The organism is Paenarthrobacter sp. NPDC089675 (assembly GCF_044749185.1).
Lineage (GTDB): Bacteria > Actinomycetota > Actinomycetes > Actinomycetales > Micrococcaceae > Arthrobacter.
Genome location: NZ_JBIVHM010000001.1, coordinates 796,911 through 820,777, shown reverse-complemented (window position 1 = coordinate 820,777; position 23,867 = coordinate 796,911). Strand labels below are relative to the sequence as shown.

Genomic DNA, 23,867 nt, shown 5'->3' with positions numbered 1-23,867 from the left:
ATTCACGCGGTTGAGCCTCAAGCCGGGCATGGGCCAGCAAAGGAAATACCGCATCTCTGATCCTCCAGTGTCCCACGAACCGGCGGTTCCACGTACATTGCGGCGCATCCGCACCTGATCCAACGATAGCTTTGTCCCATGGCCCTGAACCTGCGACCACTTGGCACATTCATCCTCCGATCCCTCCGGGCGCTGGGAGGCGCCGGCACCAAGCCGGCTTCCCCGAACCCCACCCCCGGACGCCCTGGTTCCACCAGACACCAAGGCCGACCCGCCGACGTCGTGCCCCAGGCAGTTGCCTACCCCGGCGATTTCCGCGGCAGCGTCAGCCCCCGGTACTCCCCAAAACCCGACGGCAATCCGGACCCGGGGGAGATCGTCTGGAGCTGGGTCCCTTACGAAGAGGACTACACACAGGGAAAGGACCGGCCTGTGCTGCTGATAGGGCGGGACGGCCGCTGGCTCCTGGGTTTGATGCTGACTTCCAAGGACCACGACAACGGCGTCCGGGCAGCGGGCTACGTGGACATCGGAACCGGCCCATGGGACCGCCAAGGCCGCCCGAGCGAGGTCAAAGTGGACCGCGTCGTCCGCATTTACCCCGGCGCAATAAGGCGTGAGGGGGCGGTGCTGGGCGAGGCCCGCTTCCAGGAGGTAGCGCGGGCACTCCAAGGCCGGCGGGGCCAAGGATGATGGTGGGTGGACCGACTCAACCCTAACGGCAAGTATCTGCTATTATTTATAGCTGTGTGTCCGTGCAGGTCGACGGCCACGCATGGTTGGCTGCCATAGGCATCCCCACGCCGCTCAGTCGATGGCCAACCTGATAACCCTCTAGACCATTTCCGCATTAAAAAGAGAGTTCATACGTGGCTAATATCAAGTCCCAGAAGAAGCGCATCCTCACCAACGAGAAGGCCCGCCTGCGTAACAACGCAGTCAAGTCCGAGCTGAAGACCGCCATCCGCGCAGTCAACACCGCCGTTGCGTCTGCTGACAAGGATGCTGCTGGAACTGCACTTGCTGCTGCCAGCCGTAAGCTGGACAAGGCTGTCAGCAAGGGCGTTATTCACAAGAACAACGCTGCGAACCGCAAGTCGGCGATCTCCAAGAAGGTCAACGCACTCTAAGGTTTTTCCAGTTCGACTGAGCTGAACAGGAGGCTGGCACCCGTTGGGTGCCGGCCTCCTGGCTTTAAGCGGTTGCCCGTCGGCCTTTAAGCTGGCGTCCGACGGCGGATCCCGTTCCGCTGCGACTTCTGCTCAACGCCCCCGGGCCGATGAGGCAATCACGGTGACGGCGTGCTCCACCGCGTAGACAGGGTCCCGGGACAAGCCCTTTACCTGAGCATCCGTCTCGGCGATCACCTGAATGGAACGGATCAGTCCTTCGGGCGTCCAGCGACGGACGTCTCTTTGCGCCTGTTCCACGAGCCAGGGCTGCATTCCAAGACTTTTTGCGATCATGGCAGAGGAGCCCTTGGCCCCGGCCACCTTTGCGAGCGTGCGCAGTTTGGCCGCCAGGGCGGCGACCAACGGAACCGGATCGACCCCCGTGGAGAGAGCGTGCCTGAGCGTGGAAAGAGCCAAGGGGCCATTGCCCGCCATTGCGGCATCTGCGACCTTGAAGGCCGTGGCTTCCACCCGTCCGCCGTAGTACCGGTCGACGGTGGCTGCATCCACGGCAGTGGTCGCGTCCGCGATCAGCTGGTTGCAGGCTGCAGCCAATTCGGAAAGGTTGGCACCTACAGCATTCACGAGAGCCTGGACTGCCTCACCCTCTATTCTTCGTCCGCCGGCCTTGAACTCGGCAACAACGAAGGACACTTTGTCTGCGTCCTTCTTCAACGGCTGGCAGTCAACAACCGGCCATCCGTCAGCTTTGATGGCATCGAGCAGTTTCTTTCCCCTGACGCCGCCCGAATGGCGAAGTACCAGGACAACATCGTCCTCCGGTCGGGAAAGGTACTTCATGGCGTCTGCCAGGAAGGCGTCGTTCATCGCCTCCAGTCCTTCGACCTCAACGAGCTTGCCTTCACCGAAGAGTGATGGAGCGACCGTCATGGACAAAGAACCAGGCTCATAGGAACCGGCGTTGAGCTTGCTCACCTCGACGTCCGGAGCAGCCGTGCGCACTTTCAAGCGAATGCTGTCCATGGCGCGAATACCCAGGTATTCCTCAGGACCTGAGATCAGGACTACGGCGGCCGGCGAAGCATCCCGCCAGCTGACGGTGTTCGCCGCGACGCTCTTGGCCCGGTTGTTTTGGGCAGCAGCCACGGATGGTTCCTTCCGGAGGACGTTGTGGAGGCTTTAAGTCTGCCACGTCTTGGGCGGTGGTCTTGCAGCCGTTCCAGCCACTCCAATCCCTTCATGACCTTCCGATGCATGACCAGGATCTCCCCTGGGAGAAGGGTGGGCCTCAGCGCAGCCATGACAGCAAGTCCCATGACCACGGAGAACAGGACCATGGCAGCAATGCCCGTTCCGCCTTCGGACCAGGGCAAGGCGGCCCCCGGTAGTCCCGCAAAAAACCTTGCGACGCCCGCAACGGCGGTGGCGCAAAAGCCCGCAACTGCCAGCGGCGCCGCGGCCAGCCAGGGCGCCGCGGAGGCAAGAGGCATAGACAAAGTACCTAGAACGGTCACCGGGGCGACGAGCGGACCGGCCAGGACGTTTGCAGGCAAGGAGTAAAGGGTCAGTTGCGGCTGCAACGCAACAATGACGGGCGCGCACATGAGCTGCGCGGCCAAAGGGACAGCTACGCCAGCGGCCAACCATGAAGGAACACGCGAGGGAAACCAGGAGGCGATGCGTCCAGCGAAGAGGACGATCCCCAGGGTCGCCAGGACAGACAGCAGGAAGCCGATGCTCCCGGCCAGGAAGGGGTCGGAGAGCAACAACGCCGTAATGGCCAAGCACAGGAAGGAAAGTGACCGGCCACGGAGCCCTCCCGCGACAGCGGCGAGTCCAACGCACCCCATAACCGCGGCCCTGAGGACGCTGGGATCCGGACCTACGAGCACCACGAAGGCTGCCAGCCCGCCGGCTGCCACGACGGCAGCGAACGGACGCGGCAATCGAAGGGTGCGGGCCAGCATGAGGAAGCCACCCAGGATCACCGCACAGTTGGCTCCGCTGACGGCCGTCAAATGTGTCATTCCCGTAGTTTTCATTGCAGCGACGAGGTCCTCCGGAAGTGCGCTGGTATCCCCCGCGACCATACCCGGCAACAATCCGGCGGCATCCGGAGGCAACCGTGAGGACGCATCACGGAAACGCTCACGGGCTGCGGCCGCAGGGGCCTGAACGTCAAGAACCAAGCGCAAGAGAACGGGCGCCGTGGAGGCGTTGAGGGTGGCTGCCTCCGGTCCGCCGGGCCTCGCTTCTTTCAAGATTCCGGTCGTCCGAAGGGATTGTCCGGGTCGGGCATCGCGCCACTCCTCCCCTCCCATGACGGTGAGCTTCGCGTACCCGTGGACAACGTGGCCTCCGGTTGTAAGGGACTCCAATTCTGCCGGGACAGCCCAGCGCACGGCTCCGGACCCGCCCGGGGGCGGCGCAGCGATGGGGGCGCCGGTAACCCGCAGCTCGATCAGCACACTTTCGCCGATATCAGCGGCAGCTTCGAGGGGACCGTGGTCCCGCCGTTCCGTGACTAGGGCGCAGTGGAAGGCCACTGCGGCGCCAAGGACGCAGGCGAGCCCCAGGGTTGACGGAAGGGTACGGGGCCTCGAGGGGCGCCGGCTTCGCAACCGGCGCGGCCTGGTTCCCGACAACAGAACGGCAGCAGCAACGGCAAGGGCAGTGCCCAGGACAATCCGCCACAGCTGGGGAACAACCACGCCCGTAAGTGCGGCGGCCCAAACGAGAACGGCCGAAGGAACAAGTCTAAGATCCAGCCTCCTGCTCCGCGCAACTGCTCCAGCCGGCTCACCCATCGTTGACCGAAACCAGGTTCCTTAGCGACTCCATCAGCTTGGGACCGATTCCCTCGATGGCGTCCAGCTCGTCCACCGACGCGAATGGCCCGTGTTCCTTGCGCCAGTCTGCTATGCGCTGCGCCATGACGGGTCCAACCCTGGGCAGTGTCCCCAATTCGTCCACGGAGGCCTTGTTGATGTTGAGCTTGCCGCCCGCTCCGGGCGAACCAGCCTCCGGAATCGCACCGGCAACGGGAACCTCCCCAGGTACAGGAACGGTGACCTTGGCGCCGTCGCTGACTGGCTCGGCAAGATTCAATTGGTCGAGGGCGGCCCCCGGCGTCGCTCCCCCGGCCGCTTCAATGGCCTGGTAGACCCGGCTGCCGGCGGGCAGCGAGACGACTCCGGGCTTGAGGACTGCCCCTGCCACGTGCACCACGACCATTTCACCCGCCTTGGTTTCCGGCGGGACGGCTTCCGGGTTCGCCGATGAGGTCTGAAGGCTGCCGCCCCCGCTGCCTGCACCGGTTACGGACTGTTGCAGCGGCTCCGAAGTAGTCTGGTCCCGGGCAGCCTGCCACACGAAGCAGGCAAGGACCAGCACGCTCACGACGACTACGAGGATTGCCACTTTCCGCGAGGTACGGAAGCGGACCCGCGCCGGGACCGGCACGCCGGCTTCCGCCTCCCCCTGAATCTCCGGGAAATCCTGAATCTCGTCAGGGCCGGGAAGTCTGAGCAACGACTCTTCAGCTCCGGACGTGCCCTCGCAAGGGGAAAGCCTCCGCCTGAATGCCTGTGCTGCGGCATCGGTGGATGCGTCGTGGTTCCAGCGTGGCATACCTCGAACCTAGGGCGGAGCGTGCTCGCTGCCGGCTGGGTTCGGTGACTATGTGGATAACCCCCGTCAACTACCGGGCGTGCTGCTTTCGCCGACTATGACCGCAAGGACGCCAAGGCCTGCGTGAGCCGCCAGCACGGCCGGCAGCGAACTGATCTGTGCGGGTGGGCAGTCCCGGCACTTCGCGGCAAGCCGGGCAGCGAGCGATTCTGCTTCCGCGGGGTTCCCGAAATGGTGGAGGGCAAGGCGGGCCTGGCCAGGCGGGCGGGACGCGACATCAGCCGCCACGATTTCCTCCAGGCGTGCGACGGCTCGCACAGCGGAACGCACCTTTTCGAGGGGCACGATCCTGCCCCCGTCCACTGCCAGTATCGGCTTGATCGAGAGCACGGTCCCGAGCAGTGAAGCTGCCGCCCCAATACGCCCTCCGCGCCTCAGCTGTTCCAGGCTCGGAACGTAGAAGTAGACCTTGGTGCGCTCCATGCGTTGCTGGGCGAAGACCCGGACCTCGTCCACGGGCTGGCCTGCTGCCGATGCCACCACTGCGCTCTGGACCCCCATGCCCTGGGCCATCCCGACCGTGAGCGAGTCGACCACTTGGACGGGGATGTCGACGCGTTCGGCCGCCAGGCGGGCGGCGTCGACTGTTCCCGAAAGCGCCGACGAAATGTGGATGGAAATCACGGATTCGAACCCGCGGCGCTGGGCCGCAAGATAAGCCTGTTCGAACTGGCCCGGGGACGGGCGGGAAGTCTTGACCGAGGCACCTGCGGCAAGAGCCACCGCAAGGGTTTGAGTGATGTCATCCTCGCCTTCGCCGAAAATCTCCTCCCCCACCATGACCGGCATCGGCACAACGGCCAAACGGCCGTCCGCGGAAAAAGCGCTGACCCAGTCCGCGGGCAGCGCGGCTGCAGAGTCTGTCACCACCGCAGTCCGTACGACGGCGGAACCCGCCTCGTCCGCGACCGGGACAGGCGCGACCGGCATCCGAAGGCGCGACAGGCGGTCTTTCAGCCAGATCCATGCTGGGGGTTCACGCTCCGGCACGACGGAATTCTCCTTAAAGGTCAGCGGCCGCCGGCAATCCTGCCGGCGGCCGCAATGTCTACACCTGAGGGACCGTCAGGCCGGAACGATGTTCACCAGTTTAGGCGCACGCACGATCACAGTTCGGATGCCGCGGCCGTCCATGGCACGCTGGACATTTTCGGAGGCCAAGGCGAGCTCGCGCAATGCGTCCTCGCTGATGTCCGGGGAAACCTCCAGACGGTCGCGAACCTTGCCTTGGACCTGGGCCACGGCGGTGACGGTGTCCTGGACCAACAGGGCTTCGTCGTGGGTGGGCCAGCCGGCGTTTGCCACGGAAGCCGGGTGCCCAAGCGCGTTCCAGAGGTCCTCAGCGGTGTACGGGGCGAAGAGGCTCAGGATGACAGCAACGGCTTCGACTGCCTCGCGGACGGCGGGGTCAGCCGCGCCGGCACCGGAGTCAATGGTCTTGCGGGTGGCGTTGACCAGCTCCATGAGTCGGGCCACAACAACGTTGAACTTGTTGTTGTCCAGAAGTTCGGCAGCGTCGGCAATGGTCTTGTGGGTCACCGTGCGCAGGGCGCGGTCACCCGTGGCCGGGTCGACACCGTGCTCGCTGCTGACGTCCTGGCCAAGACGCCAGGCACGCGCCAGGAACTTGGCCGAGCCCGACGGCGATACATCCGCCCAGTCGACGTCGTCTTCCGGCGGTGAGGCAAAGACCATGGTGAGGCGGACGGCGTCGACGCCAAACTTGTCCAACTGCTCACCGAGGTCCACGCCGTTGCCGAGGGATTTGCTCATGGCCTTGCCGCCGTTGAGCACCTGGCCCTGGTTCAGCAGGGCGCTGAAGGGCTCATTGGTTTCAATGAGGCCCATGTCCTTGATGACCTTGGTGAAGAACCGCGCGTACAGCAGGTGCAGGATGGCGTGCTCCACGCCGCCCACGTACTGGCCAACGGGCATCCAGTCGTTGATCTTCTCAGGATCAAAGGGACCCTCGGTGTAATCAGGCGAGACGAAACGCAGGAAGTACCAGGAGGAATCGACAAAGGTGTCCATGGTGTCCGTGTCACGCTGGGCGGCACGTCCACAGTTGGGGCATTCAACGTTGACCCACTCGACGGCAGCAGCCAGCGGAGAGGTCCCCTTCGGGGCCAACGCTTCACCACGCAGGTTGTCGGGGAGCCTGACCGGCAGCTGGTCATCGGGCACGGGTACTTCGCCGCATTCACCACAGTGAATGATCGGGATGGGCGTGCCCCAGAAACGCTGGCGGCTCAGCAGCCAGTCACGCAAGCGGAAGTTGACGAACTTTTCGCCGGTTCCGAGCTTTTCCAAGATGCTGATGGCTGCCGGAATGGCCTCGGACTTCGAAAGGCCGTCCAGTTCACCGGAATTCTGCAGCGTGCCTTCGCCCGCCGTCGCCACGCCTGTCTCGGCCGGGTCCTCTTCGCCTGTGTCCAGCACTGCCCGGACAGGCAGGTTGAACGCCTTGGCAAAGTCGAGGTCGCGCTGGTCGTGGGCGGGCACGGCCATGATGGCACCGGTCCCGTAGTCGGCCAGCACGTAGTCTGCGGCCCACACCGGCAGCTTTTCACCATTGAGCGGGTTGACGGCGTAGCGGCCGGTAAAGACGCCGGTCTTCTCCCGCTCGGTGGACTGGCGCTCGATCTCCGAGAGGGCCTTAACCTTCTCGCGGTAGGCCATCAGCTCGTCATGCTGCTCGGGGGTCACCAGGTCCAGCGCCAGGTGTGCGTCAGCTGCGACGACGAAGAACGTTGCGCCGTAGAGGGTGTCCGGACGGGTGGTGAACACGGTGACTTCGCGCTCCGGCTTGCTGCCGGCCGCCTCGATGACGAAGCGGACGTGGGCACCTTCGGAGCGGCCAATCCAGTTCCGCTGCATGGCCAGGACGCGTTCGGGCCAGTGACCCTGCAACTGGTCCATGTCCTCCAGGAGGCGGTCGGCATAGTCGGTGATCTTGAAGTACCACTGGTTCAGCGACTTCTTGGTCACGGGGGTGCCGCATCGTTCACAGGCGCCGTTGACTACCTGCTCGTTGGCCAGGACGGTGAGGTCCTTGGGGCACCAATTTACGGGCGAGTCCTTGCGGTACGCCAGGCCGCGCTCGTAGAAGCGCTTGAACAGCCACTGCGTCCAGCGGTAGTACTCGGGGTCGGAAGTGTGGAGCCGCCGCGACCAGTCAGCGGAAATGGCGTAGCGCTTGAACGACGCCGCCTGGGTGTCGATGTTCGCGTACGTCCATTCGCTGGGGTGCGCATTCCGCTTGATGGCAGCGTTCTCCGCGGGCAGTCCGAAGGAGTCCCAACCGATGGGGTGCAGGACATCGAAGCCCTTCTGCCGAAGATAGCGGGCAACGACGTCGCCCATGGCAAAAGCTTCCGCGTGGCCCATGTGGAGATCACCGGAGGGGTACGGGAACATGTCCAGAACGTACCTACGGTCCCGCGAACCGTCGTCGGCCGGAGTGAAGACCTTAAGGTCTTCCCAAACCTGCGGCCACTTCGCTTCCATGGCTGCGAAGCTGTACACACCTTCTTCCGGCGTCGCCGCCGTCTGTGCTGTTCCGGTCTCTGTCTCCGGCTGAACGCTCACTGCTGCCCTCTTCTGTTCTCGATGGCGGTATAGTCCCCTGCTGCTGTCACACGCACCGGGACCGCAATGCCCCGGACACACAAAAGCCCCTCGACAATGGAGGGGCGGCCGCACGGCTCAAAGGCCGCGCGGCTAACTAAGCAGAAGGTTCGCACGCATAGATCTACAATAGCGCACCTTTAAAATCTCCAGTCGCAACGGAGGCTTCTGGAGCTGACAGGAGAGTTGATGACGGCCGCGCCTCGCCCGGGGTGTGGTGGGCACCGCGAAGCGGGCGGGGCAGGCGCAGCCGTCATCAACGACAGGCCAGACTACTTAACGTCCTCGTCGACCCAATCCATGGACTTCGTCACGGCTTTCTTCCATAGACGCAACTGCCGCTCCTGTTCTTCCTTGTCCAGTTGCGGCTCCCAGCGCTTGTCTTCGCCCCAGTTGGCGCTGAGCTCGCCGAGGTCGTTCCAGAAACCGACAGCAAGGCCTGCAGCGTAGGCGGCGCCGAGCGCGGTCGTTTCGATGACCTTGGGCCGTACCACAGGGACGCCCAGGATGTCCGCCTGGAACTGCATGAGGGCATCGTTGGCGACCATTCCGCCGTCGACCTTCAGCTCGGTGAGCGGAACTCCCGAGTCCGCGTTCACGGCATCCAGCACCTCTCGGGTCTGGAAGGCCGTCGCCTCCAGAGCGGCACGGGCGATGTGTCCCTTGTTGGCGAAGCGGGTCAAGCCCACAATGGCACCACGGGCGTCGGCGCGCCAGTACGGGGCGAAGAGACCGGAGAAGGCCGGGACGATGTACACGCCGCCGTTGTCCTCCACCCCTGCGGCCAGTTCTTCCACCTGCGGGGCGGAGCTGATCATGCCGAGGTTGTCGCGCAGCCACTGGATCAGCGAACCGGTCACGGCGATGGAGCCTTCCAGCGCGTAGTGCGGCTTCTGGTCACCGAGCTTGTACCCAAGCGTGGTGAGCAGCCCGTTCTTGGAGTGGACGATTTCCTCACCGGTGTTGAAGATCAGGAAACAGCCCGTGCCGTAGGTGTTCTTGGCTTCGCCGGGCTGGAAAGCCGCCTGGCCGAACGTGGCTGCCTGCTGGTCTCCCAAGATGCCGGCCACGGGGGTTTCCCTCAGCAGTTGGGACGTATGCACGTTGCCGTAGACCTCCGAGGAGGACTTGATCGCAGGCATCATGGACGCCGGAACGCCAAAGATGTCCAGGATTTCCTGGTCCCATTGGAGTGTCTCAAGGTCCATGAAAAGAGTGCGGGAGGCGTTGGTAACATCCGTGGCGTGGACACCGCCGTCGGTACCACCCGTGAGGTTCCACAGCACCCACGCGTCGGTGTTGCCGAACAGCAGGTCACCGGCTTCGGCGCGTTCGCGGGCTCCGTCCACGTTGTCCAGGATCCACTTGATCTTGGTGCCCGAGAAGTAGGTCGCCAGCGGCAGGCCGACCTTCTGTTTGAAGCGGTCTCCCCCGCCGTCCCTTGCAAGCTCGTCGACGATCGACTGCGTTCGGGTGTCCTGCCAGACGATGGCGTTGTAGACCGGTTCACCCGTGTTCTTGTCCCAGACCACCGCGGTCTCGCGCTGGTTGGTAATTCCGACGGCGGCAATATCGTGGCGGGTCAGGTTCGCCTTGGACAGGGCCGAGGCGATGACCTCGCGCGTGTTGTTCCAGATCTCGGCCGCGTTGTGCTCCACCCAACCTGCTTGCGGGAAGATCTGTTCGTGCTCCATTTGGCCCGAGGAGACGATGCTGCCCGAGTGGTCGAAGACGATGGCCCGGGTGCTGGTGGTGCCCTGGTCAATGGCGATGACGTATTGGTTCACGGTGACGTCCTTGTCTTTGTTGTTATGGGTTTACGTTTTGTCGAGGGAAAATCGCTACTGGATCAGCCGGCCACGGCGGGCATGATGTCCGGAACCCAAAGGGCAACCAAGCCGGCCAAGGCACCACCGACCAGCGGACCAACCACGGGGATCCAGGAGTAGGCCCAATCGCTGGAGCCCTTGCCTTGGATGGGAAGCACAGCGTGGGCGATGCGCGGGCCAAGGTCACGCGCCGGGTTGATGGCGTAGCCCGTTGGGCCGCCGAGGGAAACACCGATGCCGACCACGAGGAGTGCCACGGCAAGGGGCCCAAGGCCGGACGGAGTACCGCCGAAGGTCAGGATCACGAAAACCAGCACGAAGGTGCCGATAATTTCAGTCACCAGGTTCCATGGAGTGGATCGGATGGCCGGACCAGTGGAGAAAGTGCCCAGCTTGTTGGCCGGAAGCGGCTCGGCGTCGAAGTGCTGCTTGTAGGCGAGCCAGCAGACCACTGCGCCCAGGAATGCACCCAGGAGTTCACCACCGAAGTACGTCAGCGTAGATCCGAAGCTGACCGCCACATCGGGCGCATATTCCTTGCTGCCTTTGACAAGCAGGCCAAGGGTGACGGCCGGGTTGAGGTGCGCACCTGACTTTGCGGCCACGAATACGCCCGCGAAGACCGCAATTCCCCAGCCCCACGTCACCATCAAGAATCCGGCGTTGTTGCCCTTGGTGCCTTTGAGCGCAACGTTAGCCACAACGCCGCAGCCCAGAAGGGTCAGCATCATGGTTCCGAATACTTCGGATAGGAAAACAATTCCAAGAGACATCTTTGACTCCTCTATTTTCTGTTGTCAGCCCCCTCGCGGGTTGAAGGAGCTGTTGGGACGGCACCGTCTCCGGCGCCGTCCCGATGGTGGGTTTAGTCCACCAAGCTGTGCACATTGACCTTGTGGTAGCGCCGGAGGACTTCCTGGGCGTGGCGGACTTCCGCCTGCCTGGCCGCGGAGTCCCAACCCATGGGGCCGCCCAGTGCGGCAGCGATCTCATTGAGCAGTTCGCCGGTCACCAAGCCACGGAAGGCCAAGGACGTGCGCCGGATGAGCACGTCGACCAAGTGGCCGACCTGCTCGTTATGTGCCATGAACTCCAATTCCCTGACGCTGAGTTCCCGGGTTGACCGCAGTGGCGCATCGTCACCGGCTCGGAGGTAGGCAATAACTTCCTCGGCCCGGGTTCCATAACGGGTCAGCAGCGTTTCTACCCGGGTGGCGTCAAGGCCCGGTCCCTTGTGCTTCTTGATCCATTCCTGTTCGGCTTGGGCAGTGGCCGGGAATCCTGCGCCGCCACCAATGGCGAGTTTCGCCGTGGAGGTCTTCCGCTCCATGCCCAATTCGCGAAGGACATCGTTGGTCATGTGTTCGGCCAGGGCGCGGAACGTTGTCCACTTTCCGCCTACCAGGCTGAGCACGACGGCGGGCTTGCCGCCCGGCGTCGCGGTGTTGCCGTCGCCGCTCCGGACACTGCGTTCGATCCTGTAGTCGCGGGAAACGAAACCCGGCTGCGTGGCGTCGTGCCTTGGCAACGGCCGTACGCCGGAGAAGCTGTACACAATGTGCTTGCGGTCAACGGTGATGGTCGGGAAGACGTGGCCTACGAGATCGAAGAAGTAATCCACTTCCTCTTCGGTGCAAACGGCGTCTTCGGCCATGTCGGCATCCACATCGGTGGTTCCTACCAAGACTCGGTCCCCCATGGGGTAGATCAGGACGATACGGCCATCAGTGTGTTCAAAGAAGATCTCCCGACCGTTGCAGGCAGCCAACAGCTCCGGGTGGTCAAGGACAATGTGCGAACCTTTGGTTCCACCCATGAACCGACTGGCCGCCCCCATGGCTTCGTTGGTCAGGTCCACCCATGCCCCGGTGGTGTTGACGATGACATCGGCCTTGAAGTCAAACTCCACGCCGGTCAATTCATCGCGAAGACGCGCACCCTCCGGACCCATGCCCACAAGGGAGATGTAATTGCTGGCACGGGCAGTTCCACCCTTCCGGGATTCCCCGGAGCGCCCCGCCTTCTCACCGTCCTGCAGGACGTCGAGCGTCAGCCGCTCAGGGTTGTGGACGGATGCGTCGAAGTACGTCGCCGTGTATTTGATTCCCTCGTGCAGGCGCGGCAACTCGGCCAGCGCCTTGTCCCTGCCAAGGAAGCGGTGGCGCGGAACCGTACCTCCGTCGCGGGAAAAGAAGTCGTACATGCTGAGGCCGAGCTTGATCAGGAAAGCTCCGCGTTCCTTGGGCTTGCCCTGCTTGTGCGTCAGGAAGCGGATCGGTGCGGCCAGGACGCCCGAGAACGTGCTGAAAATCGGGATGGTGGTTTGCAGGGGCTTGACGTAGTGCGGGGCGATGCGCAGAAGACGGTTGCGCTCAACCACGGATTCCTTGACCAGCCGGAACTCGCCGTTCTCCAGATAGCGGATTCCGCCATGGATCATGTGGGATGAGGCACCACTGGCGCCCTGGCAATAATCCCCGCGCTCGACGAGGGCGACGTCCACGCCTTGGAGGGCCAGGTCCCGGAAGGTTCCCACTCCGTTGATGCCGCCGCCGATGATCAGGACCTGGGCCGAGGGCCGCGCCTGCAGTGCTGTGGCAGATTCACGTCGATGTGCATCCGGTGAAGGGCCTGAAATCCTGTTGTGTCCCAAAACTGCTCCCGTGGGCTTGGTTCGTGCGTGGCTTGCCTGCCGTCGCACCTTTCACCACTAATCTGGCGAAGGTGGAAAATGGAGTCAAGCTATTTGCACAAACGTGCAGCAAGGAAGTGAGATGGGACGATCACGGCATTCGGATGCACTCCGGGCCGCACAAATGTATTACCTGCAGGACCTGACCATGGACGCCATCGCCCGCGAGCTAAGAACCTCCCGCTCAACGGTTTCACGGCTGCTGTCCTCAGCCCGGGAAACCGGACTGGTACAGGTCCAGATCAGGAGCCCTTTCGACACGGCTCCCGAACTGGAGGGCCAGATCCGGGATCAATTCGGCGTGGATGTCCACGTGGTGCCCGTGCTGGACACGCTGAACGAGGCCGAGACGCTGGACCGCGTGGCCATGCAGGCGGCCAGGACCATAGGGCCGCTTGTGGATTCAAATGCCATCATCGGCGTGGCCTGGGGTGCCACCTTGAGCGCGGTCAGCCGACACCTCACCAGGAAAGTCACGCACGACTGCATCGTGGTGCAGCTCAACGGCGCCGGCAACATGCAGACCACCGGCATCACCTACGCAAGCGACATCATGCGGCGCTTCGGCAGCGCCTATGGTGCACGGGTTGAACAGTTTCCCGTACCGGCGTTCTTCGATCATGCCGCAACCAAGACCGCGATGTGGAATGAACGCAGCGTTCAGAGGATCCTGGACCTGCAGGCCCGCATGAGCATCGCCATCTTCGGGGTGGGTTCAGTTGATTCGGACTATCCCAGCCACGTTTACGCCGGCGGTTACCTCGATGAGCAGGACCTGGCAGTGCTTGCTGCCGACGACGTTGTGGGAGACGTTGCCACTGTGTTCTTCCGCAGTGACGGCTCCTCCGACGGAATAACCCTGAACGAGCGGTCCACCGGGCCGAGCCATGAGCAACTGCGGCAGGTCAGGCGTCGGATCTGCGTTGTCTCCGGCGCCTCGAAGATCAACGGGCTCCAAGGTGCACTGGCTGCGGGACTTGCCACGGACCTGATCCTTGACGAGGCCTCTGCCCGGCGGCTGGTGAGTTTCAACGGGCAGGCCTGAGGTAATCCAGCCCGCAATGGGTAGAGTCTTTGCTATGAGATTCCCCGGACGGCAGACCTTGAACAACGGCGTCATGATGGACCGCTTGGGGTATGGACTCTACAAGGTCCCGCCTGCCGGCGCCGAGGCCCTGGTCAGCACCGCGCTTGGGGAAGGCTACAGACGGTTCGACACGGCGGCCATGTACGGCAACGAGGTTGGTGTTGGACGGGCCATAGGTGGCGCGATCGGCGATGCCCGGGAGGCCAACCTCGGAACAGGCGGCTCAGGCGAATCCGTGCACGCACTGGCGCGCGAGGACATTTTCGTCACCACCAAGGTCTGGAACGATGACCAAGGCTACGACGCGACGCTGCGTGCGTTCGATACCTCGATCGCCAACCTCGGCTTGGACTACGTGGATCTCTATCTGATCCACTGGCCGTGTGCATCCCGCGGACTCTTCGTGGAAACCTACAAGGCGTTGGAGACCCTCTACCGCGAGGGCAAGGTGCGCGCCATCGGGGTATCCAATTTCGAGCCTGGCCACTTGGAACAACTCATGCAATCTGCCGAAGTCGTTCCGGCCGTCAACCAGGTGGAGATGCACCCCTGGCTTCAACAGACAAGGCTTCGCACGCTCCACGAGCAGCTCGGAATCAAAACCGAGGCCTGGAGTCCCCTGGGCCGGGGACAGGTCTTGACGGACCCTGCCATCGTGGCCCTGGCCGAAAAATACGGGCGCACGCCGGCCCAGATAACCATCCGGTGGCACCTCCAACTCGGCAACCTGGTCATACCGAAGGCAAGTACCGCGGGACGGATCAAGGAAAACTTCGCTGTTTTCGATTTCGAACTCGATGAAGAGGACCTGGACGGAATCGCAGCATTGGAACGCCACCACCGCACCGGGTCCCACCCGGACAACGTTAAGTAGGAATTGCTGAATGGAAAAAGTGGACACTGCCCACAACTCCGGCAGTGCACAGGCCCCCAGACGCTTCTTCAGCTCATCTCTCCCGGGACGGACACGGGCCTCCGACGTCGAAGTTGATGGTTGCACCGTTGCCTACTGGACCTATGAGCCGGTCAAAGCCGACGACAAAACCCGGACCATCCTGGTTATCCACGGTTTCCGCGGCGACCACCATGGACTGCTTCGGGTGGCTGATTTGCTCCCCGAGATGCGCATCATCATGCCGGACCTGCCAGGCTTCGGCAGTTCGGAACCATTCCTTCAGGACGAACACACGGTTGAGCGCTACGGCAACTTCATCTCCGGCTTCATGGCCGCGCTGGGTCTGGGTCCGTCAACGGTCCTGGTGGGACATTCCTTCGGATCCATCGTCGCAAGCCACTTCGCCGCGGCCCATCCGGGCGCGGTGCATCCCCTGATCCTCATCAACCCCATCGCGGCCCCCGCGCTGGAGGGACCCAAGGGCGTGATGACCAAGCTGGCAGTCTTCTACTACCAGGCCTCGGCCTGGTTGCCCCGGCGCGTGGGGCTGGCCCTCCTGCGAAACCGCGCGATTGTCCGCATCATGAGCATCACCATGGCCAAGACCAGGGACAAGCAGCTCCGCCGTTTCATCCACGGCCAGCACGACGCTTATTTCAGTGCGTTTGCGGACAGGAAGAGCCTGCTCGAAGCCTTCAAAGCGTCAGTTTCCGGCACCGTGGGCGATGTTGCCGGGCAGCTGCACCTTCCCGTTCTGCTGATCGCAGGAGAAAAAGACGAGATTGCCACGCTGCCCAACCAGCACAAACTCATGCAACGCCTGCCCAACGGCAAGCTGGTGGTGATTCCCGGCGTCGGCCATCTGATCCATTACGAAACCCCCGCCCGTGCAGCCGCCGCCATCCGGACCTTCCTGGAGGAACATCCCGCGTGAAAATAGTCATCGACGCCAGATTTACCCGCACAGACCACCACGACGGCATCAGCCGCTACGGATCGAGCCTCATAGCGGCCACGGCGAAGATCGCGGACGTCACCATGCTCGTAAACGACGAACGTCAACTTGCCCTGCTGCCGGATGTTCCGCACGTCATGGTCAACAGCCCGTTGTCCCCGTTGGAACTTTTTGTTGCCCGCAAAGTGAACACCCTGGGCGCGGACGTGGTGGTCTGCCCCATGCAAACAATGGGCACCCTCGGCCGAAACTACGCCCTGATCCTCACTCTGCACGACCTCATCTACTACGAACACCCCACACCTCCCGGCTTCCTGCCCGCCCCTGTCCGCTTGCTGTGGCGGCTGTACCACAAGGCGTTCTGGCCCCAAAGGGTTCTTCTCAACCGCGCCGACATCGTTGCCACCATCAGCCGGACCACCGAAGCCCTCATGGCAAAGTACCGTTTGACGCGCAGGCCGGTGCGAATCGTGGGTAACGCTCCCCAACCTGGTCAGTCACCGCGGGACCCTGTGGCTGGGGCCGACAAGTCGCTGGTGTACATGGGTTCCTTCATGCCCTACAAGAACGTGGAGACCATGATCCGGGGCATGGCGGAACTTCCGGATTACACCCTGCATCTCCTCAGCCGCATCACTCCGCAGCGAAGGGCCGAACTGGAAGTCCTCATTCCCAACGGCGCCAAGGTGGAGTTCCACAATGGCGTCACAGATGACGAATACGAGGAACTGCTTCGCCGGGCGACAGCGCTCATCAGTTTGTCCAAGGCAGAAGGCTACGGACTTCCGCTGGTTGAGTCGATGGCGCTCGGCACGCCCGTGGTGGCCAGCGACACCCCGATCTTCCGCGAGGTCGGAGCTGACGCCGTGACGTACGTGGACCCGGAGTCGCCGGCGGACTTCGCGGCCGCCGTTGCCGCTTTGGATGACAGCGTTCTGTGGGAGCAACGCTCGCGCCGATCGGTGGAACGCGCTGCGGAGTTCAACTGGGACGAGTCTGCACGCCAACTGCTCGCCGCTGCGGAAGAAGCGGTGGCCCTGCACCGGAACAAACGCCACTCCCCCCAACCGAAAGTTGAGCAATGATCGAGATCCTGAGCCCGGCGGAAGTGGACAAGGCACGGGTGACCGGTGCATTGGTTGCCGACATCCTGCAGGCCATGAAAGAACGCTCCACTGTAGGCACCAACCTTTTGGACATCGACCGGTGGACCAAAGAGATGATCCTCGAGGCGGGCGCCGAGTCCTGCTATGTGGACTATGCGCCCTCATTCGGCCGGGGACCGTTCGGCCACTATATCTGTACCGGAGTCAACGACGCCGTGCTCCACGGCCTTCCCCACGATTACGCCCTTGTGGACGGCGATCTGCTGACGCTGGACCTTGCCGTGTCCAAGAACGGCATCGCTGCGGACTCAGCCATCAGTTTTGTTGTTGGCAGCACCGCCCGTCCCGAGGGGGTGGCCATGATCGAAGCCACCGAGCGTGCCCTTGCTGCCGGGATTGCCGCAGCGGCTCCCGGCGCACGAATCGGCGACCTCTCCCATGCCATCGGTTCCGTGCTCAAGGACGCCGGATACCCAGTCAACGTCGAATTCGGCGGCCATGGCATCGGCTCAACGATGCACCAGGACCCGCACGTCCCGAACACCGGCAGGCCGGGACGCGGCTATGAATTGCGTCCCGGGCTTCTGCTGGCCTTGGAGCCTTGGGTCATGGCGGACACCGCGAAGCTTGTCACCGACCCTGACGGCTGGACCTTGCGCAGTGCCACCGGCTGCCTGACAGCGCATACCGAGCACACCATTGCCGTTACCGAAACGGGCGCCGAAATCCTCACCCTGCCCTCCGGTTCCTGACTCGCTTACAAAACGTCCACGCCATCGAGGCGCAGTTGCACCGGCCCTGACGTGCGCTTGGCTGCATTGGCCGCCTTGACAGCGCGCATTGCCTGTGTGGCGGCCGCCGCATCTCCATAAGGGATGAAGAACAACGTCCTTACATCCGCATCCGCCTCCGCGCTTCCAGCTGCGTATAGCTGCACGGGAGCCGGCCCCGCACTCCGAAGGGGAGCCACGCCTTCCTGGTCCAGCTCAGAACCGAGCGACTCGGAAAAGTGGACGACGTCGGCCCTCGGGCCGGTGACAGAGGCCACGCGGACCGCAGGGGGCAACTGCAGTTCCTTCCGGAGTGCAAGTTCCCGGGACGCATAGCCCGGGGCGTCCCACCGGAGCAAGGCACCGGTGGCACCGGAATCGTCCGCAGTGACCACTACCAGGCCGCCCTCACCGGCCGGACGGACCAGCGAGGCAGCGTTAAACCAACGGCGCACGGTATCTTCTCCTGCCCGGAGGTTCTCCCGTCGCAGCAGGGAGTTGCCGTCGAGGAGCAGGGCTGCAGCGTAGCCGCGCACGGCCACCGGCTCCGCGCCGACGGTGGCGACCACCAGCGCCGGCGCGTCCGGGACACTGCCCTTGATGTTTTCCCCTGACGATGTGATGACCGTATGGCCGGGAAAGGCCCGGCCCAACTCCTCGGCAGTCCTGATAGCGCCGGTGGCACCCCGACGCAGCCGAACCCCATTGCAATGCGTGCACCGCCATTGCGGCGCGGGGGTAGAGCACCACCGGCAGGCCGGCATGGCGGAACCGCTGGACAACGCCAAAGGGCCTTGGCATGTATTGCACCGCGCAGGCTCCCGGCAGGCCTCACACACCAAGGACGGCGCGTAGCCCGCGCGAGCCACCTGGACCAGGACCGGACCGCGTTCCAAGCCTTCCTTTGCCGCCCGCCACGCGGCTCCGGGCAGGCGGGCGACGCGCGCCAAGGGATCACGCTCCTGCTCGAAGCTGTCGGCAGTGTTCAGGACACGGGGAACAGTTGCACGAATAACCGGTCTCGGAGCCTCGATGGGCACCGCCCACTGCAGTTCAACCAACCGTTGAAGTTCGGTGCTCCTGCTGTGCGAGGCCAAGAGACAGGCAGCATTTTCCTGGCCTGCACGCGTCAGCAGCACTTCCCGGGAGTGGGCATAGGGTGCCCGCTGGTCGATGTGGAGATCGTCGGCGTCGTCCCAACAGACCACCAGGCCGAGGTCGTTGACGGGTGCGTAAGCGGCCGAACGGGTTCCGATGGCGACTCCGGCCTCGCCCCTGAGCACCCGCAGGAAATTCCGATAACGCGGAGTCGGTCCGTCGTCGGCCGTTAGCCTCGCGATGTCCTCCGCCAGCAGCACGGAATTGAGTGCCGATTCCAATCGCTCAAGGTCCCGGTAGTCAGGGACCACCACCACCGCACCGCGTCCGGACTGGCGGACGGCAGCCACAGCAGCGGCTATCAATGCCGGCCAACCTGCGGGACCAAATCCCTGCAATGCCGTGAGTACCGCTTTAGGCGAGCCGCCCGCTGCCAAATGGCGGAGAAACGGACTCCCGTTAGAGTACAGGGACCACCCGGGATCTTCGATACCGCCCTGCCCCGGGGCCTGGGCCGGTTCCTCCCCGGCCGGTTCCTTCTCCACTTTGGCCACCCGCGGCGGAATTGCCGTTCGAAGTACGTCGCTGAGCGTCCCCGCATATCGGGCAGCGACGGCGGTTGCCAACGCGCTGACCTCGGGCGTCAGGACGGGAACGGGCGAGACGACTTTGTGCAGCGACGTCAATTGCTGCCCGGCCTCGGAAGACTCCCTCCGTTCGAGCACGTAGCCGTTGAGTTCCTGCCCGTTGAACTTCACTTTGACGCGGACGCCCGGCAGCGCCGTGCCCGAAAGTTCCGCCGGCACGCTGTAGTCGAAAGGCCGGTCCAGATGTGGCAGGGGTGATTCGAGCAGCACCCGGGCGACGGGATTCTCCGATGCCAGAGGCGGACCCTTGAGGGTGGTTTTCGCCGACCTTTCCGGGAAACCCTGCAGCAAAGAAGGTTGGAGCAGCGCCGGCTGGACGTCAGGTCCCGACATACCCATCAACCTCCACTCGTTTCCATCAGGTCAGCAGCTGCATCAACGCAGGATGCCCGCAGTGGGATCGACCCACTGCGGGCATCTCTGACTCAAACCAATCATGGACCACCGACATTCTTCCAATGCCGGGTGGCGCCAAGGGTCAGGCGTTGAAGAACTCCTTGAGCTCGTCCACCCGGTCAAGGCGCTCCCACGTGAAATCGGGCTCGTCGCGCCCGAAGTGTCCGTGCGCAGCCGTCTTGGCGTAGATAGGCCGCTTCAGGTCCAGGGCATCGATGATGGCCCGCGGACGAAGGTCGAAGATCTCATTGATCGCCTCGCTGATCCGCGCGGGATCAACGGTTTCCGTGCCGAACGTCTCAACGTAGGTACCCACGGGCCGGGCCTGGCCGATCGCATAGGCAATCTGGATCTCGGCGCGCTTCGCCAGGCCGGCCGCCACGACGTTCTTGGCGACCCACCGCATGGCGTACGCCGCGGAGCGGTCAACCTTGGAGGGATCCTTGCCGGAGAAGGCTCCACCGCCGTGGCGGGAGAACCCACCATAGGTATCGACGATGATCTTCCGGCCCGTCAGGCCGGCGTCGCCGACGGGACCGCCGATGACGAAGGCACCTGCCGGATTGAGGATGTTCGCAGCCCGGGAGAGATCAAGGTTGGATGCGGCCAGGACGGGGTCGATCACGTGGCTTGCGAGGTCTGCGCGCAGCTGCTCCAGGCTCGCTTCTTCTGCGTGCTGGCTGGAAATGACCACCGTTTCAACGGATACCGGCCGGTCGCCGTCGTACCCTACCGTGACCTGGGTCTTGCCATCCGGCCGCAAGTACGCAAGTTCGCCGTTCTTGCGAACCTCGGTGAGCCGCTCGGACAAGCGGTGGGCGAGCCATATGGGCGTGGGCATGTAGGACGCGGTCTCGTCGCTGGCGTAACCGAACATGATGCCCTGGTCGCCGGCTCCTTGAAGGTCGTAGTCGTCCTCCTGGCGGCCTTCGCGGGCCTCCAGGGAGTTGAACACTCCACCGGCGATGTCGTTGGACTGCTGGCCGATGGACACGGAAACTCCGCAACGGGCACCGTCGAAACCGTTGGCGGACGAGTCATAGCCGATGCCGAGGATGGTTTCGCGGACGATCTGCGGAATCTCTACGTAGGCATCCGTGGTGACCTCGCCGGCCACGTGCACCAAGCCTGTGGTGGCCATGGTCTCGACGGCCACCCGGGACTCAGGATCTGCGGCGAGTAGCGCATCGAGGATGGAGTCGCTGATCTGGTCGCAGATCTTGTCCGGGTGCCCTTCAGTAACCGACTCGGAAGTGAAGAGCCGGAGCTTGGACGGGTTGCCATGGTGTTCATGGTGCAGCGGTAAAGTCACTCGACCACCTTACTGGGTTGAGGGGCGGCGGTATTTGCCGTGTGTCCCCATGCTAAGAGTTACGTTGCCTGCGCTTGCGCTAGCGGGCCGGATGGGACCGGGAGAGTTCGACGACGGCCCTGTCCACGACGGCGGCGGCAACATCAGCCTTGGATCCGGTGGCCGACTGCGGTTCAGCGCCATGCCCCGAAAGGATGACAACGGAGTTTTCGTCCTGCCCGAAGACCCTTCCAACGCCCACTTGGTTCACCACCAGGAGATCGCAGCCTTTACGCTTCAGCTTTGCCGTTGCATGTTCCAGGACGTCGCCCTGCGCGTCGCCCGTTTCGGCCGCGAAACCCACGATCAGCTGCTGGCTGCCGGCGGCATTGCGACGCTCGACGAGCTCATGCAGGATGTCCGGGTTGCGGACCAGCCGGACAACCGGGGCTTCTTCGCCGTCGACCTTCTTGATCTTGGTGTCGGAGACTTCGGCCGGGCGGAAGTCCGCAACAGCGGCCGCCATGATAACGACGTCGGCATCGGCTGCCGCTTTGAGCGCAGCCTCGCGCAGCTCAAGGGCCGACTCGACGCGGACCAGTTCGACGCCGGCCGGCGGCTCGACGTCCATATGGGCGGCGAGGAAACGAACGGTAGCACCGGCCGCGAGGGCAGCGGCAGCCAAGGCAGCACCCTGCTTGCCCGAGGAGCGGTTGCCGAGGAAGCGGACGGGGTCCAGCGCCTCCCTGGTACCGCCGGCGGAAATCGTCACCAGACGGCCGGCCAGCGGACCCGGCCGATCATCTGCACCTGACGTGGTGTCCCCGCCGGCCAAAGCCATGGCCGCGGCGAAGATTGCCTCAGGCTCCGGAAGCCGTCCCGGCCCCGAATCGGCACCGGTGAGCCTGCCGCTGGCAGGTTCCAGCACAGTGACTCCACGGCTGCGCAAAGTTTCGACATTCGCTTGCGTAGCTGCGTGCTGCCACATCTCAGTGTGCATTGCGGGAGCAAAGAGGACGGGCCCGTGGGCCATCAGCAGGGTGTTGGTGAGAAGGTCCCCCGCCTGCCCCGTAGCCGCCTTTGCAAGCAGGTCCGCTGTTGCCGGTGCCACGACGATCAGGTCGGCCTCATGCCCCAGCCTGACGTGGTTGACCTTCTCCACGTCATCGAAGACGCTGTTGCTGACCGGGTTGCCGGAAAGGGCCTCCCACGTGGCAACGCCGACGAAACGGGTAGCCGCCTCCGTGGGGATGACCGTCACTTTGTGGCCGGCTTCAGTAAAAAGCCGGAGGAGCGATGCAACCTTGTAGGCTGCGATCCCTCCCCCGACTCCGAGGACTATGCGCACGTGACCTCCGTCAACAGGCAGTCTGTTTTATTCTGCGGGCTCGATCGGCGTGGAAACCAGGAGGCCTTCATTGATCTCGCGCAGGGCGATCGAGAGCGACTTCTCGTTCAGCTTGGTGTCGACCAGCGGACCGACGTACTCAAAGAGGCCCTCGTGCAATTGTGCGTAGTAGGCGTTGATCTGGCGGGCACGCTTGGCGCCGAAGATCACCAGGCCGTACTTGGAATCGGCGGCCTCAAGCAGCGAGTCGATCGGCGGGTTGATGATGCCTTCAAGGTTCGTGGACACGAAATCTCCAAATTCTAGCGGGCCGACAGGTGCAAGCGCTTAGCGCTCGTGCGGGGTAAGCCCCATGAGTGAAACAAGCTCGTCCGCTGCCCGGCGAACGTCGTCATTGATGACGGTGTGGTCAAACTCCGGTTCAGCAGCAAGTTCCAGTTTAGCGGTTTCCAGCCTGCGCTGCTGTTCCTCGGCTGTTTCGGTGCCCCGGCCCACCAGGCGACGCACCATTTCATCCCAGCTTGGCGGAGCCAAAAAGACGAATTTCGCGTCCGGGACGGCTGCTTTCACTTGGCGTGCTCCCTGCAGGTCGATCTCCAGGAGCACCGATTTGCCCTCGGCAATTGCCGCGTCCACGGTGCTCCGCAAGGTGCCGTACCGGTTGTGCCCGTGCACTACCGCCCATTCCAGGAACTCCCCTTCCGCAACCAGGGAGTCGAATTCCTCGGCGGACTTGAAGAAGTAGTGGACGCCATCCGTCTCGCCCGGGCGGGCGGCGCGGGTAGTGGCTGAAACGGACAGCCAAACCTCTGGATAGTTGTCCCTGATGTAGGTGGATACGGTTCCCTTGCCAACAGCAGTTGGGCCTGCAAGGACAGTCAGTCCAGGTTTCGTGCTCACGGATTCCTTCGGGTGATGCTTAATCGCTTTGCTGGGTATCCATAAAATCTACCAGCGCGCGGGCCTGGTGGATTCCCAGCCCCCGGATCCGCCGCGATCCGGCGATACCTATGTCTGCCATGATCGCGGCGGCCCTAACTGGTCCTATGCCGGGAAGAGCCTCGAGCAATTCGATGACACGCATCCGCGCAATGGCCTCATCAGTTGCCCCCGTGGAGATAAGCTCGGCGATGCTGACTTCACCACGCTTGAGCCGCTCCTTGGCTGCAGCACGGATGGCCCGTGCTTTAGCGGCCTTTTCCAAGGCGTCGGAACGCTCCTGTGGTGTCAGCTCTTTCAGGGCCATCGCCAAACTCCCGTCAGGTCGGAATTGTGACACGGAACACGCGGCTGATGCTGAACC

General features: G+C 63.6%; 21 protein-coding genes. 7 read left to right on the top strand and 14 right to left on the bottom strand.

The window, feature by feature from the left end:
* Positions 1-138 precede the first annotated feature (138 nt).
* The gene (locus ACIPY2_RS03895) at positions 139-693 is read left to right on the top strand and encodes a type II toxin-antitoxin system PemK/MazF family toxin (RefSeq protein WP_400265032.1); all 555 of its coding nucleotides are present in this window, start codon (positions 139-141) and stop codon (positions 691-693) included.
* 176 nt (positions 694-869) lie between these two features.
* Positions 870-1,130, top strand: a complete 261-nt coding sequence (rpsT, locus tag ACIPY2_RS03890; RefSeq protein ID WP_347107561.1) for a 30S ribosomal protein S20 — start codon at positions 870-872, stop codon at positions 1,128-1,130.
* Between the two features lie 132 nt (positions 1,131-1,262).
* Here the strand turns inward: rpsT and holA are convergent, their stop codons facing one another.
* From holA to ACIPY2_RS03850, 8 genes are all read right to left on the bottom strand, one after another.
* Positions 1,263-2,279: a DNA polymerase III subunit delta gene (gene holA, locus ACIPY2_RS03885; protein WP_400265031.1), complete on the bottom strand. Its 1,017-nt coding sequence runs from the start codon at positions 2,277-2,279 to the stop codon at positions 1,263-1,265.
* Complete coding sequence (locus ACIPY2_RS03880) at positions 2,198-3,844, bottom strand: ComEC/Rec2 family competence protein (RefSeq protein ID WP_400265030.1); 1,647 nt, start codon at positions 3,842-3,844, stop codon at positions 2,198-2,200. Before ACIPY2_RS03880 ends, holA begins: the two co-directional genes overlap by 82 nt.
* Positions 3,845-3,932: 88 nt before the next feature.
* Entirely contained in the window at positions 3,933-4,763 is an 831-nt protein-coding gene (locus ACIPY2_RS03875) for a helix-hairpin-helix domain-containing protein (protein ID WP_400265029.1), read from the bottom strand.
* A 66-nt stretch (positions 4,764-4,829) separates the two neighbouring features.
* A complete protein-coding gene (locus ACIPY2_RS03870; protein ID WP_400265028.1) occupies positions 4,830-5,813 on the bottom strand; it encodes a DegV family protein in 984 nt (327 codons plus the stop codon).
* Positions 5,814-5,888: 75 nt separating this feature from the next.
* Entirely contained in the window at positions 5,889-8,411 is a 2,523-nt protein-coding gene (leuS, locus tag ACIPY2_RS03865; RefSeq protein ID WP_400265027.1) for a leucine--tRNA ligase, read from the bottom strand.
* Between the two features lie 311 nt (positions 8,412-8,722).
* On the bottom strand, positions 8,723-10,237 hold the full coding sequence (gene glpK / locus ACIPY2_RS03860; RefSeq protein ID WP_400265026.1) for a glycerol kinase GlpK: 1,515 nt from the start codon (positions 10,235-10,237) through the stop codon (positions 8,723-8,725).
* A gap of 62 nt (positions 10,238-10,299) precedes the next feature.
* Positions 10,300-11,052, bottom strand: a complete 753-nt coding sequence (locus ACIPY2_RS03855) for an MIP/aquaporin family protein (RefSeq protein ID WP_400265025.1) — start codon at positions 11,050-11,052, stop codon at positions 10,300-10,302.
* A 92-nt stretch (positions 11,053-11,144) separates the two neighbouring features.
* Complete coding sequence (locus tag ACIPY2_RS03850; RefSeq protein WP_400265024.1) at positions 11,145-12,932, bottom strand: glycerol-3-phosphate dehydrogenase/oxidase; 1,788 nt, start codon at positions 12,930-12,932, stop codon at positions 11,145-11,147.
* Positions 12,933-13,053: 121 nt separating this feature from the next.
* Between ACIPY2_RS03850 and ACIPY2_RS03845 the strand changes: the two genes are divergently transcribed.
* From ACIPY2_RS03845 to map, 5 genes are read left to right on the top strand one after another with little or no spacing between them, the layout of a single operon-like run.
* On the top strand, positions 13,054-14,016 hold the full coding sequence (locus tag ACIPY2_RS03845; protein ID WP_400265023.1) for a sugar-binding transcriptional regulator: 963 nt from the start codon (positions 13,054-13,056) through the stop codon (positions 14,014-14,016).
* Positions 14,017-14,050: 34 nt separating this feature from the next.
* Positions 14,051-14,932, top strand: a complete 882-nt coding sequence (locus ACIPY2_RS03840; RefSeq protein WP_400265022.1) for an aldo/keto reductase — start codon at positions 14,051-14,053, stop codon at positions 14,930-14,932.
* Between the two features lie 10 nt (positions 14,933-14,942).
* Positions 14,943-15,887: an alpha/beta fold hydrolase gene (locus ACIPY2_RS03835; RefSeq protein WP_400265021.1), complete on the top strand. Its 945-nt coding sequence runs from the start codon at positions 14,943-14,945 to the stop codon at positions 15,885-15,887.
* Positions 15,884-16,993 carry a glycosyltransferase family 4 protein gene (locus ACIPY2_RS03830; RefSeq protein WP_400265020.1) on the top strand — a complete coding sequence of 370 codons (1,110 nt, stop codon included), beginning with the start codon at positions 15,884-15,886 and terminating at the stop codon, positions 16,991-16,993. Before ACIPY2_RS03835 ends, ACIPY2_RS03830 begins: the two co-directional genes overlap by 4 nt.
* Complete coding sequence (gene map / locus ACIPY2_RS03825; RefSeq protein ID WP_400265019.1) at positions 16,990-17,766, top strand: type I methionyl aminopeptidase; 777 nt, start codon at positions 16,990-16,992, stop codon at positions 17,764-17,766. Before ACIPY2_RS03830 ends, map begins: the two co-directional genes overlap by 4 nt.
* Positions 17,767-17,771: 5 nt before the next feature.
* On the opposite strand, the gene ACIPY2_RS03820 is transcribed toward map, so the two are convergent.
* From ACIPY2_RS03820 to mihF, 6 genes are all read right to left on the bottom strand, one after another.
* A complete protein-coding gene (locus tag ACIPY2_RS03820; protein ID WP_400265018.1) occupies positions 17,772-19,862 on the bottom strand; it encodes a primosomal protein N' in 2,091 nt (696 codons plus the stop codon).
* Between the two features lie 145 nt (positions 19,863-20,007).
* Complete coding sequence (metK, locus tag ACIPY2_RS03815; protein ID WP_347107571.1) at positions 20,008-21,237, bottom strand: methionine adenosyltransferase; 1,230 nt, start codon at positions 21,235-21,237, stop codon at positions 20,008-20,010.
* Between the two features lie 79 nt (positions 21,238-21,316).
* Positions 21,317-22,564: a bifunctional phosphopantothenoylcysteine decarboxylase/phosphopantothenate--cysteine ligase CoaBC gene (gene coaBC, locus ACIPY2_RS03810; protein WP_400265017.1), complete on the bottom strand. Its 1,248-nt coding sequence runs from the start codon at positions 22,562-22,564 to the stop codon at positions 21,317-21,319.
* Between the two features lie 27 nt (positions 22,565-22,591).
* Entirely contained in the window at positions 22,592-22,852 is a 261-nt protein-coding gene (gene rpoZ / locus ACIPY2_RS03805) for a DNA-directed RNA polymerase subunit omega (RefSeq protein WP_017197559.1), read from the bottom strand.
* A gap of 39 nt (positions 22,853-22,891) precedes the next feature.
* Positions 22,892-23,464: a guanylate kinase gene (gmk, locus tag ACIPY2_RS03800; RefSeq protein ID WP_400265016.1), complete on the bottom strand. Its 573-nt coding sequence runs from the start codon at positions 23,462-23,464 to the stop codon at positions 22,892-22,894.
* Between the two features lie 19 nt (positions 23,465-23,483).
* Positions 23,484-23,810 carry an integration host factor, actinobacterial type gene (gene mihF, locus ACIPY2_RS03795; protein WP_400265015.1) on the bottom strand — a complete coding sequence of 109 codons (327 nt, stop codon included), beginning with the start codon at positions 23,808-23,810 and terminating at the stop codon, positions 23,484-23,486.
* Positions 23,811-23,867: the final 57 nt, after the last annotated feature.